14 protein-coding genes are annotated in these 16,936 nt (G+C 48.6%); 8 read left to right on the forward strand and 6 right to left on the reverse strand.

Features of this window, described 5'->3' with window-relative positions; all coding sequences use genetic code 11:
* Positions 1-184 precede the first annotated feature (184 nt).
* Positions 185-2,323, forward strand: coding sequence for a Tex family protein (locus GA520_RS14860; protein WP_163340246.1), 2,139 nt, complete (start codon positions 185-187; stop codon positions 2,321-2,323).
* Here the strand turns inward: GA520_RS14860 and GA520_RS14865 are convergent, their stop codons facing one another.
* The 4 genes from GA520_RS14865 to GA520_RS14880 all read right to left on the reverse strand — a co-directional run bounded on the left by GA520_RS14865 (position 2,324) and on the right by GA520_RS14880 (position 6,776).
* Positions 2,324-3,148 carry a carbohydrate ABC transporter permease gene (locus GA520_RS14865; protein ID WP_163340191.1) on the reverse strand — a complete coding sequence of 275 codons (825 nt, stop codon included), beginning with the start codon at positions 3,146-3,148 and terminating at the stop codon, positions 2,324-2,326.
* Entirely contained in the window at positions 3,149-4,261 is a 1,113-nt protein-coding gene (locus GA520_RS14870; protein WP_163340192.1) for a carbohydrate ABC transporter permease, read from the reverse strand.
* 97 nt (positions 4,262-4,358) lie between these two features.
* Positions 4,359-5,588: an ABC transporter substrate-binding protein gene (locus GA520_RS14875; RefSeq protein ID WP_370362800.1), complete on the reverse strand. Its 1,230-nt coding sequence runs from the start codon at positions 5,586-5,588 to the stop codon at positions 4,359-4,361.
* 99 nt (positions 5,589-5,687) lie between these two features.
* A complete protein-coding gene (locus GA520_RS14880) occupies positions 5,688-6,776 on the reverse strand; it encodes an ABC transporter ATP-binding protein (protein WP_163340194.1) in 1,089 nt (362 codons plus the stop codon).
* A 369-nt stretch (positions 6,777-7,145) separates the two neighbouring features.
* Here GA520_RS14880 and GA520_RS14885 point away from each other — a divergent pair, with 369 nt between their 5' ends.
* The gene (locus GA520_RS14885) at positions 7,146-7,949 is read left to right on the forward strand and encodes a zinc-dependent peptidase (RefSeq protein WP_163340195.1); all 804 of its coding nucleotides are present in this window, start codon (positions 7,146-7,148) and stop codon (positions 7,947-7,949) included.
* Positions 7,950-7,961: 12 nt separating this feature from the next.
* Here the strand turns inward: GA520_RS14885 and GA520_RS14890 are convergent, their stop codons facing one another.
* Both GA520_RS14890 and GA520_RS14895 read right to left on the reverse strand, forming a co-directional pair.
* Positions 7,962-8,906, reverse strand: coding sequence for an AEC family transporter (locus GA520_RS14890; RefSeq protein ID WP_163340196.1), 945 nt, complete (start codon positions 8,904-8,906; stop codon positions 7,962-7,964).
* 120 nt (positions 8,907-9,026) lie between these two features.
* A complete protein-coding gene (locus tag GA520_RS14895; protein WP_163340197.1) occupies positions 9,027-10,460 on the reverse strand; it encodes a PLP-dependent aminotransferase family protein in 1,434 nt (477 codons plus the stop codon).
* 375 nt (positions 10,461-10,835) lie between these two features.
* Between GA520_RS14895 and GA520_RS14900 the strand changes: the two genes are divergently transcribed.
* From GA520_RS14900 to GA520_RS14925, 6 genes are all read left to right on the forward strand, one after another.
* Positions 10,836-12,557 carry a methyl-accepting chemotaxis protein gene (locus GA520_RS14900; RefSeq protein ID WP_163340198.1) on the forward strand — a complete coding sequence of 574 codons (1,722 nt, stop codon included), beginning with the start codon at positions 10,836-10,838 and terminating at the stop codon, positions 12,555-12,557.
* Positions 12,558-12,873: 316 nt separating this feature from the next.
* Positions 12,874-14,595 carry a methyl-accepting chemotaxis protein gene (locus GA520_RS14905; protein WP_163340199.1) on the forward strand — a complete coding sequence of 574 codons (1,722 nt, stop codon included), beginning with the start codon at positions 12,874-12,876 and terminating at the stop codon, positions 14,593-14,595.
* 58 nt (positions 14,596-14,653) lie between these two features.
* The gene (locus GA520_RS14910; protein ID WP_163340200.1) at positions 14,654-15,655 is read left to right on the forward strand and encodes an ABC transporter substrate-binding protein; all 1,002 of its coding nucleotides are present in this window, start codon (positions 14,654-14,656) and stop codon (positions 15,653-15,655) included.
* Positions 15,645-15,914 carry a hypothetical protein gene (locus GA520_RS14915; protein ID WP_163340201.1) on the forward strand — a complete coding sequence of 90 codons (270 nt, stop codon included), beginning with the start codon at positions 15,645-15,647 and terminating at the stop codon, positions 15,912-15,914. Before GA520_RS14910 ends, GA520_RS14915 begins: the two co-directional genes overlap by 11 nt.
* A gap of 3 nt (positions 15,915-15,917) precedes the next feature.
* A complete protein-coding gene (locus tag GA520_RS14920) occupies positions 15,918-16,682 on the forward strand; it encodes a hypothetical protein (RefSeq protein ID WP_163340202.1) in 765 nt (254 codons plus the stop codon).
* A complete protein-coding gene (locus GA520_RS14925) occupies positions 16,679-16,933 on the forward strand; it encodes a GGDEF domain-containing protein (protein ID WP_240910255.1) in 255 nt (84 codons plus the stop codon). Before GA520_RS14920 ends, GA520_RS14925 begins: the two co-directional genes overlap by 4 nt.
* Positions 16,934-16,936: the final 3 nt, after the last annotated feature.

The following is a 16,936-nucleotide window of genomic DNA, read 5'->3' on the forward strand; positions in this document are numbered from 1 at the left end:
ACAGTTCGCATGGACGGACCCGTTGTTGAACATTGTGCATAATTTAGTGAGGGACATTACAATACTACTTGATTCGTAATGCATGGATTAAAACTAAGTCGACACAATGTTCTTATGAATTTCGACCGAACCCGGAACCGCCCAGGAATTGCAGGTTCCTGATCCTTTACCAGCCCAATACGCCATGACCACAGTTGCCCATACCTACACCCCTGCCATAAGCCGGCACCTGGGAATAGCTGACAACCACGTCACCTCCACCCTGCAACTCCTTGAGGATGGTGGTACAGTCCCGTTTATAGCACGTTACAGAAAGGAGAGAACAGGCTCACTGGACGAGCTGCAGATAACAGCCATCCGGGACCAGTTCCAACTCCTGCAGGAAATCGACAAACGCCGTTCAGCCATTCTCAACAGCCTGGAGAAGGAGGGACACCTGACCGCGGATCTCAAAACATCCCTGCAAAGAGCTGAAAACCTCACCGCCCTGGAAGATATATACCTCCCATATAAACCAAAGCGACGCACCCGGGCCATGATCGCACGCGAATCAGGCCTGGAACCACTAGCCGAAGCCATTTACACCAGACCAAATGCTCAGCAAACCAGTATTTCGCAGCTGCTTGAAGACATACCTGCTGAGATGAGTCATGATGAGGCCTATGCCGGAGCCCGTGATATTATCGCTGAGAAAATCAGCGAACACCAGCCAACCCGCGAATCACTCCGGAAACTATTTGGCCAAAAGGGTCTCATACATTCTGAAGTTGTAAAAAAGCATCGGGAGGAGGCCGCAAAATACCGCGACTACTTTGACTGGCAGGAGCCTGCCCTGAAAGTTGCAGGACACAGGCTGCTTGCCATGCTACGGGGTGAGAAAGATAAATTCTTGCGTATTTCCCTGCGCCCTCCAGTTGAACAGGCCCTTGAGATCATTTACAGGTTTCATATCAATTCCAAAACTGGCGACATCAACCAGCTTCGAAAAGCCATCGAAGATGGTTACACCAGGCTGATCGCACCCTCAATGGAAAATGAACTGCGTAAAAGCCTCAAGGAACGTGCAGACAACGAAGCAATTCAGGTATTTGCCGAGAACCTTAAACAACTCCTCCTGGCGGCACCACTTGGCCAGAAGCGGGTTATGGCGCTTGATCCCGGCTTTCGGACCGGTGCAAAACTTGTTTGCCTGGATGCACAGGGGTCATTACTCGAAAACACAACTGTCTATCCAACCCAATCGGCGGCAATGCGTGACCAGGCCGAAGCAACGGTATTACAGCTTGTACAAAAACACCGAATTGAGGCCATAGGGATAGGCAACGGCACCGCAGGAAGGGAAACAGAAGCATTTATCCGTGAACTCGACCTGCCAGCTGCAATAATCATTACTATGATAAATGAGGATGGTGCTTCCATCTACTCAGCCTCTGAAACCGCCCGGGCCGAATTCCCCGATCTTGACTTAACTGTTCGCGGGGCCATATCCATAGGCCGGAGGCTGCAGGATCCGCTTGCCGAACTGGTGAAGATCGACCCAAAATCAATTGGTGTGGGTCAGTACCAGCACGATGTCAACCAGACAGCCTTAAAACAGGGGCTCGACGATGTTGTCGAACAGTGCGTCAACAGTGTCGGTGTGGAATTAAATAGCGCCAGCAGAGAACTTCTCACCTATGTTGCCGGAGTTGGTCCCCTGCTCGCAGAGAAGATCCTGAACTATCGACAGCAGAAAGGTGGGTTCACCAGCCGCAAGGAACTATTGAAGGTAGAACGTCTCGGCCCCAAAGCATTTGAACAGTGTGCCGGATTCCTACGTGTCACAGCAAGCAGTAATCCCCTGGACAGGAGCGGTGTTCACCCTGAGAGTTACGGTGTCGTCAAGCGCATGGCTAAAGATCTCAATATCGACACCGACACCCTGATCAACTCCCCTGCGCTGCAGCAGAGAATCAGGATAGAAGATTATGTAACCGTAGAGACAGGCTTGCCGACCTTAGGTGACATTATGGAAGAACTGCGTAAACCCGGACGCGACCCACGTCCCGAGTTCAGCCAGTTTCGTTTTGCCGAGAACATTCATAAAATAGAAGATCTCGAACCGGGCATGCGGTTACCCGCGATTATCACCAATGTCACTAAATTCGGGGCATTTGCCGATTTAGGAGTTCATCAGGACGGCTTGATCCACATCAGCCAACTCGCCGACCGGTTTGTCAAAGATCCGTCCGAAGTCGTTCATACCCGTCAACAGGTAACGGTGCGTGTTCTTGAGGTTGACATCCCGCGAAAACGAATCAGCCTCTCCTTAAAAGAGAACTGACTACTCTTTTACAGAACCGGCCAGCAACCCCCTGATAAAATACCTGCCAAGTACAATGTAGATCAGCAGCACAGGCAGGGCCGCAAGAATAGAGCCTGCCATGGGCAGGTTCCAGCTCACCGCCTGTCCACCTGCCAATTGCGCCAACCCGACCGTGATCGGATTCGAGGTATGCCGGGTCAGACAGATCCCCCATAAAAACTCATTCCAGACCTGGGTAAACTGCCATAGGGATGTAACAACAAAACCCGGTATGGAGAGCGGGAAGATAATCTTTCTATAAATAGAAAAGAATCCAGCGCCATCAAGAGATGCGGACTCCATCAGGGAATCCGGTATCTGCGTATAAAAATTTCTGAAAATAAGGGTGGTAATGGGAAGCCCATACACCACGTGAGCGAGGATCAGTCCTGGCAGGCCACCATACAGGTTCATTGCCCGTAAGGTCTGAAACAATGGTATCAGGATAACCTGGTAGGGAATGAACATACCGAACAGGAACAGTGTAAAAATTATCTCACTCCCGGGAAATTTCCATTTTGAAAAGACATAGCCGTTCAGAGAGCCCAGGAGTGTTGACAATGCGGTCGCCCCAATCGTGAGGAGAACCGAATTGAGGATATTTCCTTTAAGTAAGTCAAACGCCTCGCCGAAACTGCCAGTATTGATAACGGGTGGCAGATCCCAGGATTGCGGAAGCGTAATATCACCAGGGAACTTGAGTGAAGTAACTACTGTCAGGTAGGCAGGCAGGAGATACATCATAGCCAGCAATACCAAAACAGCGTACATGCTGAGCCTTCCGATAGTCATTTTTTGTTTCATCTACCTGGTCCTCCTCTGCTTATAACTGGAAACCAGATAGGGAATGATAAACAGGGCGGCAATAAAAAAGAGGATGATAGCGATTGCCGCGCCCCTCGCAAAATCGTTCGCCCGGAAAGTGGTCAAATACATATTAAGGGCAGGATGCCCCGTCTGACCATTATCAGGTCCGGTCATAGCGAAGATGAGATCGAACATTTTCAGAGATATATGCGAGAGAATAATAACCGCCGAGATGGTTATCGGCTTCACCATAGGCAGGGCAATATACCTGTAATAGCCGGCAGTCGTGGCCCCATCAAGCATGGCTGCATCTCGCAGGTCCTGGGATATTCCCGTAAACCCTGCCAGGTAGAGGGCCATTGTATATCCGGAGTATTGCCAGACAGTTGCCAGAATAATACCAAAAGTGGCGGTATTGAAACCGTGCACCTCCTCCATAAAAAGTGCCTTCGGCAGCAACTCCCCGCCGAACCACCCTGCAGCACCAAGTACAACACCGGGCAACATGAGGAAAAGCAGCCCTTTTCTTGAATTTTTCCTGATCGTGAGGAATCCGGCAAGAATAAGTATAAATGCCGATATCTGCAAAAAAACAGGCAACAAATTCTGCCAGTTAAACTCTAGTATCGCATCATTACTCGAAAGCCAGCGAAAAGTCAGTGGTTCATACCCGGCAAAGGTCGGGAGCAGATTTACGCCACCTTGAGGAGCGAGCATCCAACGCCAGATCGTTCCCGAAACAATAAAGGAGAGCGACATAGGGTAGAGGAAAACGGTGCGGAAAAATGCCTCGCCCCTCGGTTTATTATCGAGCAGGATAGCAAGAACCAATCCTATGCCGATGGCCCCTGCCAACAGAAAGACAGAATAGTATACTGCGTTCACGAGATCCTGTCTGAAACTACCGCCCAGGAATCCGGTAAAGAGATCCACGTAATTCGCAAAACCGGCGTAATTTTTTACCGGATTTTCAGCAAGGGCCGCCACTCCACCCCAATCGGTCAATGATATCCAGAATGTGTTACCGATGAATCCGTACACGAATATCCCGATCAGGATGATGGATGGCGACAGGGTAATCAGCGCCTTTAATCTGTCTTTACTGCGCATATACAACTCCATTCAACGACTGCATTTCTAATCACGTGAGGGGTCAGACCTGAGGTCTGACCCCGACCAGAAATCCGGTTACGTAGTCTTGGCAGTCCTATTTACCAATACCATTCTTCATTGCGACCTGCTGGGCTGCCTTGGCAGTAGCTTCAGCATTCCTCGATTTGAGGAACATCTCCATAACCGAGGCAAAATCGTTCATGAACCCCTCATTGGCAGTAACACCATGGGCAAGAGAACCAACAATGCGATCTTTACCGAAATCAGCTGAGGCTGACTTTGCATACTCGTTATACTTGGACAGGTCACTATCTGTACGGGCTGAGATGGAACCTTTCAGTGGGTTGAAAGCATCACTTCCCTCTTTGCTGCCAAGGGTGGAGAGCCAGGCAATAACGTTATCGCGATTAGGCGCACCTTTAGGCAGACCGAAGGAGTCGGCCAGGAACATAAATTGTCCACCGGTACCAAAAGAGGCACTCCAGCCAAAACCGGAACCAGGCTTAAGTTTCTTGGTGGTTGCCATATAACCGGCAGCCCAGTCACCCATCACGTTGAATGCGGCCCGACCGTCAACTACCATATCCGTCGCCTGCTGCCAGGACAGTGAAGACGCGTCCTTGTTGGTATACTCAAGTACTTTGCCGAACAGTTCCCATGCCTTCACTCCTTCCGGACTGTCAAAGGCCAGTTTACCTGCCCAGAGGGCATCCCAGTTATCGGCCCCGAGCGAGGCAAGCGCGACAGATTCCCAAAGGTGATTTGCGGTCCAGTTCTGGGCCAATACCAATGGTACAACGTTCTTGGCTTTCAGGATTTCGGCAGCGGCAAAGAACTCATCCCAGGTTGTGGGTACCTTGATACCCCATTTTTCCAGGTTCGCAGGAACATACCAGACAACATTCGAACGATGAATATTTACTGGAACAGACCAGATACCCGTATCTGTACCGATATTCTTGACCAGTCCTTCCGGAAAGACATCCATCCAGCCCTGTTCTTTGAACAGGAAGGTGAGATCTTCCATACGATCCGCTTTTACCCAGGTACCGATCAGCTCCTGACCGGCGTGAACCTGAAAAGAATCAGGCGGCTCGCCACCCAGCATCCTGGTCTTCAGGACCGCCTTGGCGTTAACACCGGAACCACCGGTTACAGTAGCATTGACAACTTCGACACCAGGATTCTGTTTGGTGTAGAGATCAATCAATGCCTGCAGGGCCGGACCTTCGTCCCCTGCCCACCAGGAAAATATTTCCAGTTGTCCTGAGAGATCCTTTGCCTGTGCGGCCGGAGATCCGAACAGTAATGCAACTGCAGTCATCGCAACACATACTCCTGTTACCAACCTTTTCATCTGCTCCTCCTTTTGATGGGATTTCGACGGGTATCTCCCGTCCTTACTGCAACTTGCCTCAACATACTAATAAACGGCTTCCTCTGTCTGCGGATCAAAAAACAACAACCTCTCCGCATCTATTGCCAATTCAACCTTCTCACCGGGCCGAATACGAATGCGCCCTTCCAGTTCGGCAACCATAGTGTTGCCTCCCGCCGTAAATTCAATGAGTGATTGCCCTCCCAAAATTTCTGCCACCAGTACCTCCCCTGTAATTCTCCACTCTGAACTCAACATGTTCAGGTTATTACCACCCTTTATCGCGTCAGGGCGTATCCCCACAAGCACTTGGGTCTCTTCTGCTAATTGCGGAGGATTGAGAAGTGGCAATTCTATCTCACCAAACCTAACGCTTACAGCGCCTTCTGTAGAACTGATAACCCCGTCCACAATATTGATGGGCGGATTACCGATAAATCCGCCGACAAACCTGTTGACTGGTTCCTCAAAGACCTCAATGGGAGTGCCTACCTGCTGGATATATCCGTCTTTCAGGATAACAATACGGTCTGCCAGGGTCATGGCTTCCACTTGATCATGAGTCACATAGATAGTGGTGGTCTGCATTTTTAAATGGAGCTTTTTAAGCTCCATGCGCATCTGGGTCCGCAGTTGGGCATCAAGGTTGGAAAGCGGCTCATCAAACAGGAAGACAGCAGGTTGTCTGACGATGGCCCGCCCCATAGCTACACGCTGCCTCTGGCCACCGGATAATTCCGCCGGTTTTCGTTGCAGATAGGGGGTCAACTCCAGTATTGCCGCAGCATCCTGCACCTTCTTTTCTATTTCATCCCGGGAAGCTCGCGCCATCCTGAGGCTAAATGCCATGTTCTCATAAACAGTCATGTGAGGGTAGAGGGCATAATTCTGGAAGACCATAGCCACGTTTCGATCCTTCGGGTCAACCTCATTAACCGGTCTTCCGTTAATATGGATCTCCCCTCCACTTACCGATTCCAGTCCGGCTATCATCCTCAGGATAGTGGACTTACCGCAGCCAGAAGGCCCAACAAGAACAATAAATTCGTTATCGGTGATCTCAAGATCGACACCGTGCACAACCTCAGTTGTGCCGAACCTCTTCACCACCCCTTTCAACTCAACATGGGCCATATACACACTCCTAAGATTATCCAGGAGTGTGTCGGAGAATTACCATTTGGGTCCGGTTCGAGGCATTTGCAGAAAACTATGCACAGCCATATGACTGATATTCCATGCATTATATTTTTACAAATAACAACGAAATGGGCTAAAAGGGTTTTCTCAGACACGCTCCCAGGTAGATTTTGAAACAAAGTTTCATCAACTCTAGTAAAGCTATCCTGAAACATATTCTGATGTAAAACAGATACTCATCCAACTCAAGGGAAAAACGCAGCGCCATAAAAACATTCAGGATTTTATTACTTCAATATGGTAAGAGCAGTTGCTGAAACGTTTACACATTGCAGTCTATCATTATTACTTAAATGGTGCCAAATGTTTACCTGGTTCAGGAAAAGACGCCGCAGGAAGCTCCTCAGTAAACCATTCCCCACCCTTTGGCGCACAATTCTAAATGAAGCAGTTACCCATTATTCCTTCCTTGACCAGCAAGAAAGAACGCAACTGGAACAACTGATACAATTTTTTATTGCCGAAAAAAACTTTGAAGGATGCGGCGGGCTTGAGGTGACAGATGAAATCAAGGTCGTTATTTCCGCCCAGGCCTGCCTGCTTGTATTAGGGTTACCCTCTTTTCAATATCATGAGCTTGAGTCTGTTCTTGTCTATCCGACCACAGTGACACTGCCCAGATTGCGACAATCGTTTTTCGATTCAACTCCCACTATCGTACCCGACAACCAACAGATCCTTGGCCTGGCCTCCATGCGCGGCCCTGTTATCCTGGTGTGGGATGCTGTCATCAACGGAGCCCGCCACCCGGAACACGGGCATAACGTGGTGTACCATGAGTTCGCCCACATCCTCGATATGCGAGATGGCTCGGCAGACGGTACCCCGGAATTGTACAACAGGAAACTCTTTCAGGACTGGGTGAAAATATTCACCCGCGAATTTCTGCAGCTTAAAAAGGCTGTAGAGAATGGCAGAAAAAGTGTCCTCGATCCATATGGGGCCATCCACGAAGCTGAATTTTTCGCGGTTGCCACAGAGCTCTTTTTCGACCGTCCCCTGAGGCTGCAAAAAGAAATTCCGGAACTTTACAATGTACTTGCCGCCTATTACCGACAGGATACTGCCGAGAGGGAACGACGCTATCGCCAGTCTGAAAAGAAATAGTCAGCAGCTGGCCTACAACTGCAAAAATGACAGAAGATACAAGCCGCCGGTGTAGGTAACAAGTGAGAAAAGCGTCGAAACCATGATTATGGAACCGGACAACTCAGCATCATTGTTGAGTTGCTGGGCCATAACAAAGGCGGCTGCGGCAGTTGGCGCCCCGGCAAGAATAAACCCTATTCCCAGATCCTGTCCCCGAAGACCGAACATCTTCAAGAGAACCACTGCAACAAAGGGCATCACCACAATTTTGAACAGTGATGCCATTGCCACTACTTTGATATCTCCTTTCAGGCGATCCATTGAAAAAGAGGCTCCGATAGAGAGAAGAGCTAATGGCAGGGCCATGCCGGTGACAATGTCCAGGGTCCGGTCCATAATCGTTGGCTTTGGCAATTCAAGCAAACTCCAGGATATTCCTGCCAGGCAGGCAAGAATGAGGGGATTCAGCCCCAACTGCTGCAGCCAGATTCCGGCCGTCGGTTTTGTATCCCCATTCCTCTGTGGTAACAATAACGCCACAACCGAGAGAAAATTAAGCATCGGTATAAAAAAACCAATAATGATACCGGCTACCGCCAGCCCCTCCTCCCCATAAGCACTGAAAACAATGGCAACACCTATATATGCAGCGTTACTGCGAAAAGAGGCCTGGCAAAAGGCACCGAGCCGAGGAGCAGGATATCCCCGAATCAATCCATACAGATAACTCGCGAGAAAAACAACCGCCATTGAGACCAGCAAACCAAACAGCAACTGACCATTGAAACTGGTGGTGAAATTAGCCGAACTGATCTTATGAAACAGCAGGGCTGGCAAGGCCACGTAGAAAATGAGTCTGTTGAGCTGGACGGTAAAGTCCCTGCTGAAGAGGTTGGTCCGTTGGAGCGCAAACCCAAGGCCAATAACGAGGAAAACGGGAAAGACAATAAGCAGGATCTGTGTTAATTGGACCATATTTTAATAGCGGCTGAAGGGTTAAGGTAAAAGGTCGCTGCGGATTATCCTCTTTACGCTGATAATAAAAGTGTTATCAGAAGAAGATGATCCTTTTAAAACAGAGAAATAATGCGATTATCAGCCACTATTCTCAGCAATCATCTCGTCGATGAGATGGCCAAGCCTCTCTATTCCATGTTCCATTCGATCATCCCACGGATAGCCGAAATTGAGGCGGAGGCAATGGTTGTACCTGCCGGTTACGGTGCAAAGAGAGCCGGGAATAATAGCGATATTCTCTTTTGCGGCACGATCAAAGAGTTTCAGCCCATCGACCCGCTTATCGAGCTCAACCCAGAGCGTCAGGCCACCTTTGGGAGAGGACACCCGTGTTCCTGGCGGGAAATAGCGGGCAATCCCCATTACCAGGTTGGCTGCTTGTTTCTTCAATGAATTTCTCATTCTGCGCAGGTGCCGGTCGTGGGCCCCACTAGCCAGGAATCGTGCAGCAACCACCTGATTCAGTTGGGAACAGGCTACAGAACGATTAAATTTGATCCGCTTGATTCGCTCCTTGAAACGTCCCGGCATGGTCCAGCCGATTCGCAGATCAGGAGCAAGGGATTTGGTAAACGAGGAGCAGTACAGGACCAACCCTTTGGTATCGAATGATTTCAACGGTACCGGCCTGGTCTCACTAAAATGAAGATCACCGTAGATGTCATCTTCGATAAGCGGTATTTCACGCTTGCCGAGCATCTCCACCAGTCGCTCTTTCATTTTCGTCTGCAGCACGTAACCAAGTGGATTATGAAAATTGCCGTTAACCAGCGCCCCTTTTACATCGTGTTCATCAAGTGCTTTTTCGACCATATCCAGATCAAAACCACTATCCGGATCAACCGGAATTTCAAGCGCCCGCATTTTCAGGTCTTCGATCAGTTGCAGGTAACACAGAAAAGTGGGTGACTCAATAAGGATGACGTCTCCCTCCCCTGCTATTGCCCGTAAACAGAGGTCGATGGCCGCAAGACAGCCATCGGTCACAATGAGTTCTTCTCCCCGCTCCTTCGAAAAATAGCCGACCGATCTTTTGGCTAGCTCACTTCGAAGTTCCGGGACTCCTGTGGGATGTCCATACCCTATCATCGCCCCTGTTGTATATCCTGCTGCCGCCTGGCGCAGTTCACGACCAAGCTGCTTGAGTGGCAGCAACTCCGGAGCCGGGATGGCAGTACCCAAAGGCAACATCTCCGGGTTATTGATATACTCCTGCAAAATCATGGCATGGGTATTCGTCGTTACCTTCAGAGGTTCGATGGTTCTCCGGTCACTCAATGGCCGCGGCAGCACCTTATCTAAAAGTGGTTTGACATAGAAGCCGGATTTCTCCCGGACCTCAACAACACCACGATCTTCCAGTTCATTGTATGCCTGGTACACTGTCGAAATTGAACGCCCCGTCCGTAATCGCTGGGTCCTGAGAGACGGTAGCTTCTCTCCCGCCCTGTAATTTCCGGATCGAATTTTCAACTCAAGATCATTTGCCAATTGCAGGTATTGATACTCCATCGTTACCACCAAATTATTCTACCTGTTTTTCAAATTATACAACCTGTACTCACAAGGCATTTTACACAATCCATAGTTGTTTTTCAGTACCTATATAAAGTTAAACATATATCCTTTACCAGCTCTTAAACACTGGATAATCTTTCACCACAAACAGTGACAAGCTCAAGGCTGGCCATTAGTTACAACACGTTTAAAGAAATTCTTTTTTCAACAGGCTAAAGAGATGAATCTGTTGAGATTCCAAATTGTTTACTAAAAATTTATTTCATTTCTTTGAATTGCCAACATATAATAGATGCGCTGATCCGTACCCATAGACCGCGACCCATCAAATATCTACCACCCAGTATCCTAAATTTATAGGGGAATTTTATGCTCAATAGATTCACAGTCAAACAAAGGATGTATCTTATTATAGCTGCAATCCTGGCACTCTTTCTGGTAATGACCTACTTCGCCATACAAAACAGCAACAAGGCCAGGGACATGGGTATCGCCAAAACAGGCGAGGTAATGCTCGCTGACCAGAAGGCAAAAATTCAAATCGCCTCTCATTCGGTGGCCCTCACAGTTGGTAATGCAATTTCGGATATAGAAGATCACGATCAGAAGGTTGAAACCATCCGGAAACTGATAGATGAAATACGCTTTGAAGACGACAAATCAGGCTATTTTTTCGTCTACGAAAACACGACCTGTGTCGCACTCCCACCCAAAAAGGAAGTTCAGGGCAAAGACCTGAAAGATACGAAAGATAAGAACGGCGTCTACCTGGTAAGAGAGCTTCTTGATGCGGCTGAGAAAGGTGGCGGCTTCGTTACCTACATCTGGCCGAAACCGGGGGCCGGAGACGTTCCCAAACTCGGTTATGCCGAGTTTATCCCCGGAACGAAAATGTGGATAGGCACAGGTGTATACCTTGATAATATCGAGACTTACCAGGCCAAGATGGAAGAAGATATCTCGAGCCAGGTTGGAACATCTATTATTACCATGGTTATTACCGCCGGTTTGATCTTCGGTGGTATCATTACTCTTTGCCTGGTCATTGTAATTGGAATAGTCGGCAACCTCAAATCCATGATTGTCAGCTTCCAGGATATTGCCGAGGGTGAGGGTGATCTCACCAAGAGGATCGAGATCAAGGCTAAGGATGAAATCGCAGAATTGGCCGGCTGGTTCAACACCTTTCTTACAAAACTTCAGGATATGATTGGTATCATCGCCCGCAACACCGCCGATGTTGACAGGGAGTCAAACAGCCTCTCTGAAATCTCCGCCAGGCTGGACCAGAATGCAAATCAGACAACCTCTTTGTCTGAAAGTGTCGCTTCAGCTGCCGAAGAGATGAGCGTGAACATGAACAATGTCGCCGCAGCCATGGAAGAGTCAACCACGAACACCTCCATGGTGGCCAGCGCTGCAGAAGAAATGACCGCGACCATCAACGAGATTGCCGCCAACGCAGAACAGGCCCATACGATCTCTGAAACAGCTGTCAGCCAGGCCGAGAAAACCTCCGTACGCATGGCTGAACTGGGCGCTTCAGCGGATGCCATCAGCAAGGTTACCGAAACTATTACTGAAATCTCAGAGCAGACCAATCTTCTTGCACTCAATGCCACCATTGAGGCCGCCCGGGCCGGTGACGCAGGTAAAGGTTTTGCAGTTGTAGCCAACGAGATTAAGGAACTTGCAAAGCAGACGGCAGAGGCCACCCTCGATATCAAGAAACAGATCGACGAGGTTCAGTCCACCACTACCACTACTGTCGGCGAGATCCAGGAGATCAGTAACGTCATCAACAGCGTCAATGAGATCGTTGCAACCATCTCAACCGCCGTCGGTGAACAGTCAACCGCAACTGAAGAGATCGCAAACAACATCAATCAAGCAGCCATGGGCCTTTCCGAGGTAAACGAAAATGTAAGCCAGGTGACAGTAGTTGCGGGAACGATCACCCAGGATATTGCCATGGTTAATAGTGCTGCCGTAGATATCACCACCAGCAGCGGTCAGGTCAATACCTCTAGTAGTGATCTGCAAAAACTTGCAAATCAACTGAAAAGCGTGGTTGAGAGCTTTAAAATCTAAGTAAGGGTCAATAAGTACCACCTCCCATAGGCGTTGCCATTTGGCAGCGCCTTTTTTCTTTTCCCAAATCAGTTAACATACCGTTCATTATATTCTTTTCGCGTAAAAATGAAGAAAGCGTGAAACTTTACCAATAATTTATTTCACATTGTGGTATTGCGCCTCTATACTTTAAATAAGGGAACTGTAAGAGGCCTTTATTTCTGGTTTATTAACACACATGGAACGGGCATGGGGGCCCGTCCTGCCACAACTGTAACGACCCGGAATACGTTTGCCAGGGGAAGTAATCGGGGTTTGCTACAAGGAGGACTTTATGTTGAACAGGTTTACCGTAAAACAGCGAATGTACCTCATTATCATGGCGATTCTCGTCCTGTTTCTGGTCATGCTCTATTACGCCGTGAAAAATGGTACTGATGCCCGTGATTTGGGAATTAGCAAAGCTGGAACGATCATGCTGGAAGATCAGAAGGCGAAAGTACAGGTCTCCTCACATGCCATGGCCCTGGCTGTGGGACATGCTCTTGAGGGCATAACCGATAAGGAACAACAGGTAGAGATCATCCGAAAGCTCGTAGATGGCATTATCTATGAGCAGGACAAATCCGGTTACTTTTTTGTGTATGAAGATACCACTAATGTTGCCATGCCGGTCAAGAAATCACTTCACGGAAAGGATCTCAAAGACACCAAAGACAAAAACGGTGTTTATGTTATCCGCGAATTACGAGATGCCGCCCAAGGCGGGGGGGGATTCGTTGAGTACATCTGGCCCAAGCCCGGCACGAACGATACCCCAAAAGTCAGTTATGCTGAAATGATTCCCGGCACGCAGATGTGGCTCGGTACCGGCGTCTACCTTGATAATATTGATGCATACAAAGCGGAGATGAGCAGTGACATCGGCCGTCAGGTGAAAAAGAGCATCATCTGGATGCTTATCTCTTCAGGTATCATTTTCGCGGGAATCATCACCCTCTGCCTGGTTATCGTTGTCGGGATTGTCGGCAACCTAAAATCGATGGTACTCAGTTTCCAGGATATCGCTGAAGGAGAAGGTGACCTGACCAAGCGAATCGAAATCAAGGCAAAGGATGAAATCGCAGAACTTGCTGGATGGTTTAATATCTTCCTGGAAAAACTGCAGGATATGATCGGCAGGATCTCCCGAAACACCATCGCTGTAGGTGGTGAAGCGACCAGCCTCTCGACCATAGCCCAGACCCTCTCTGAGAATGCCGAGCAAACGTCCGACCTCTCCGACAATGTTGCCTCTGCGGCTGAGGAAATGAGTGTCAATATGAATAATGTGGCTTCTGCCATGGAACAATCGACAACCAACACTTCCATGGTGGCCAGCGCTGCCGAGGAGATGACAGCCACCATCAACGAGATAGCCTCCAACTCCGAAAATGCCCACTCGATATCGGAAAAGGCTGTCAAACAAGCGGCTCAAACCTCCATCCGGATGGAAGAACTGGGAGCCTCTGCTGATGCTATAAGTAAGGTCACAGAGACCATTACTGAAATATCGGAACAGACCAACCTGCTGGCCTTAAACGCAACTATCGAGGCAGCACGTGCTGGTGAGGCGGGTAAAGGGTTTGCTGTTGTTGCCAACGAAATCAAGGAACTGGCCAAGCAGACAGCGGAAGCAACGCTTGATATCAAGAAACAGATAGACGACGTGCAATCGACCACCACCACGACTGTCTCTGAGATTCAGGAGATCACCAACGTTATCAACAGTGTCAATGAAATCGTCTCCACCATATCCACCGCTGTTGGAGAGCAATCCACAGCAACCGAAGAGATTGCCAACAACATTAACCAGGCGGCCCTTGGGCTGACTGAGGTAAATGAGAATGTCAGCCAGGTGACAGTCGTAGCTGATTCAATCACCCGGGACATTACCAAGGTTAGCAGTGCATCAGAGGATATCTCTTCGAGTAGCCGAGGTGTCCACAGCTCAAGCAGTGATCTGCAAAAGCTGGCCGAAGAGCTGAAAAGCATTGTAGACAGTTTTAAGATCTGACAGTACGCTATCGTCAGGACCCAGCCATTTTTATGCACCGGAAAAACTACACTTTCCGGTGCAATTCATTTTTTATGACAACACTATAGTAATACATCGACTCGCACTCTTTGTCCTTGTAATCCTCAGCGGTACTGTTTTCTCCGCCTCCTGCAACCGTGCTGATGTTTTTCCCAAAATATTAATATTGAATTCCTACCACAAAGGATATAGCTGGGCAGATCAAACAGTTCGCTCCATCGAATCAACCATGCTGCTTTCTTTTCCCACAGCGGATATCCGGGTGGAGTATATGGATACTAAACGTAAAAGCTCCAAGGAATACCTGGACATACTGACTCTCTTCTACCGTGAAAAATTCAAGGAACAGACCTTCGATCTGATATTTGCCTGTGACGATCACTCAATCGAATTCCTGCAATCTTATGGCGCATCACTTTTCCCTGATACTCCAGTTGTCTTCAGTGGTGCCAACACGCTTGATACCAGCCTGACAGACCAAGCCGTCAACCCGAATATGACAGGTGTACTCGAATTTACCGACATCTCAAGGACAATTGAGCTGGCACGACAACTCCAGCCCGGGCTCAAGAATATTGTGGTGATTAACGACAATACCGTTACCGGCAAATATATTAGCGGGCGGTTCGCCACCATCATGCCGGAACTGCGATCTCAATTCTCAGTCACGTTCCTTAGTGACGATCCTCTTGAAGAACTGAGTGAGAAGATCGCCACCCTTGATAACGACACGATGGTCCTACTCCTCTCCTATTCTATCGATAATACAGGTGATTATTACGACCCGCACTACACGGCATCTTTGTTGAGTGAGGCCTCCGGAGTACCTATTTATGCCGTATGGGACTTCTATTTCAATCATGGAATAATCGGCGGAGTCATGACTTCCGGGTATCTGCAAGGGGAAACAGCAGCTGAAATCGGCAAAAAGATCCTGCAGGGTACTACCCCCGCTGACGTACCAATAGTAAAAGACGGGGCCAACGAAATATTATGGAGGCATCGTCTCCTCATTTGCAAACTCACCTGTGCCGATTAACACCTACACCGAGTATATGGATACCAAGCGGCACACGGATAAACGATTCCTTAACGCAGTACTCAACCTGTTAAAACATAAGTATGAGCAAAGGAGGCTTGACCTGATTATCACCTCCGATGACAATGCCTACAATATGGTCAGGACCTTAAAGGACACCCTGTTTCCCGACACGCCGGTCGTCTTCTGTGGTGTTAATTACCTGCAAAATCCACAGCAATTTCGTGGTGGTAATATGACGGGCGTCATAGAATCCTAGGATATGCTTGGTACCATCGAACTCGGGTTGCAGCTTTTCCCGAATACACGCTTGCTCTACATCGTCAACGACAACACAACAACAGGCAAGGCAAACAAGCTACGGTTTGAAAACATAAGGTCTCAATTGCCTGAGGAACTTAAACTTACCTTCAGCGAGGACAAGTCGATGCAACAGGTCCAAAGCGAGGTTGCACGCCTTGATGAAAACAGCCTGGTCCTGCTTATGTCGTTTACCATGGACAAGGACAATTATCGCTTCAGTTTCAGTGAAAGTGCCCAACTCATTACCAGGAGTTCAGCCCGCCCGGTCCTGGGGTTCTGGGATTTCTACCTGGGCAACGGGATCATTGGTGGTGTCATAACCGGAGGATTTGACCAGGGTCAAACAGCTGGAAAGCTCGGAATAGCAACTCTTACCGGCAACACCATCTCAACATTACCGGTCGTTGAAACAAGCCCGGTTATTCCAACCATTGATCATAATATAGCACATCATTTCGGAGTCGATACTGATAAACTTCCCAACAATGTACACATCCTCAACAGGCAGCTCACTTTTTTAGAACAATACCGGAAACTCATCTACCTCGTCCTCGTAATTTTCGGTCTGTTGCTTCTTATTGTGCTCATTCAGGCCACACGAATTATGCGCCAACACCACAACCATAACAAATTGGCGGTACGAGTCGAACTCGATCCCTTAACCGGCACCAAAAACAGGGAATTTTTTCATCAAATATCAAACGCTTTGTTGATATTGCAATAGAAAATAAACATTCCCTCATACTCTGCTATTTTGACCTGGACAACCTGAAAACAATTAATGATTCATATGGCCACAAGGCAGGCGATGAATACATCTTGCTGGCCGTCGAGGCTATCAGACAAAAGATCAGAGCCAACGACCTTCTCTGCCGTATGGGAGGCGACGAGTTTATCGCCCTGCTCCCAAACTGTACGCTCGAAAAAGGGGCGCATATTTGTTCCCGCAGAGGCAAGCTTGCAGACTCTGTCTAAAAC

This window comes from Desulfopila sp. IMCC35008, from assembly GCF_010646885.2.
Taxonomy (GTDB): domain Bacteria; phylum Desulfobacterota; class Desulfobulbia; order Desulfobulbales; family Desulfocapsaceae; genus Desulfopila.

Excerpts from the sequence above, each read along its gene's own strand:
- GA520_RS14875 (WP_370362800.1), bottom strand. The coding sequence starts at position 5,588 with ATGACTGCAGTTGCATTACTGTTCGGATCTCCGGCCGCACAGGCAAAG.
- GA520_RS14920 (WP_163340202.1), top strand. The coding sequence starts at position 15,918 with ATGCTTGGTACCATCGAACTCGGGTTGCAGCTTTTCCCGAATACACGC.
- GA520_RS14885 (WP_163340195.1), top strand. The coding sequence starts at position 7,146 with ATGTTTACCTGGTTCAGGAAAAGACGCCGCAGGAAGCTCCTCAGTAAA.
- GA520_RS14870 (WP_163340192.1), bottom strand. The coding sequence starts at position 4,261 with ATGCGCAGTAAAGACAGATTAAAGGCGCTGATTACCCTGTCGCCATCC.
- GA520_RS14865 (WP_163340191.1), bottom strand. The coding sequence starts at position 3,148 with ATGAAACAAAAAATGACTATCGGAAGGCTCAGCATGTACGCTGTTTTG.
- GA520_RS14860 (WP_163340246.1), top strand. The coding sequence starts at position 185 with ATGACCACAGTTGCCCATACCTACACCCCTGCCATAAGCCGGCACCTG.
- GA520_RS14905 (WP_163340199.1), top strand. The coding sequence starts at position 12,874 with ATGTTGAACAGGTTTACCGTAAAACAGCGAATGTACCTCATTATCATG.
- GA520_RS14895 (WP_163340197.1), bottom strand. The coding sequence starts at position 10,460 with ATGGAGTATCAATACCTGCAATTGGCAAATGATCTTGAGTTGAAAATT.
- GA520_RS14900 (WP_163340198.1), top strand. The coding sequence starts at position 10,836 with ATGCTCAATAGATTCACAGTCAAACAAAGGATGTATCTTATTATAGCT.
- GA520_RS14880 (WP_163340194.1), bottom strand. The coding sequence starts at position 6,776 with ATGGCCCATGTTGAGTTGAAAGGGGTGGTGAAGAGGTTCGGCACAACT.
- GA520_RS14890 (WP_163340196.1), bottom strand. The coding sequence starts at position 8,906 with ATGGTCCAATTAACACAGATCCTGCTTATTGTCTTTCCCGTTTTCCTC.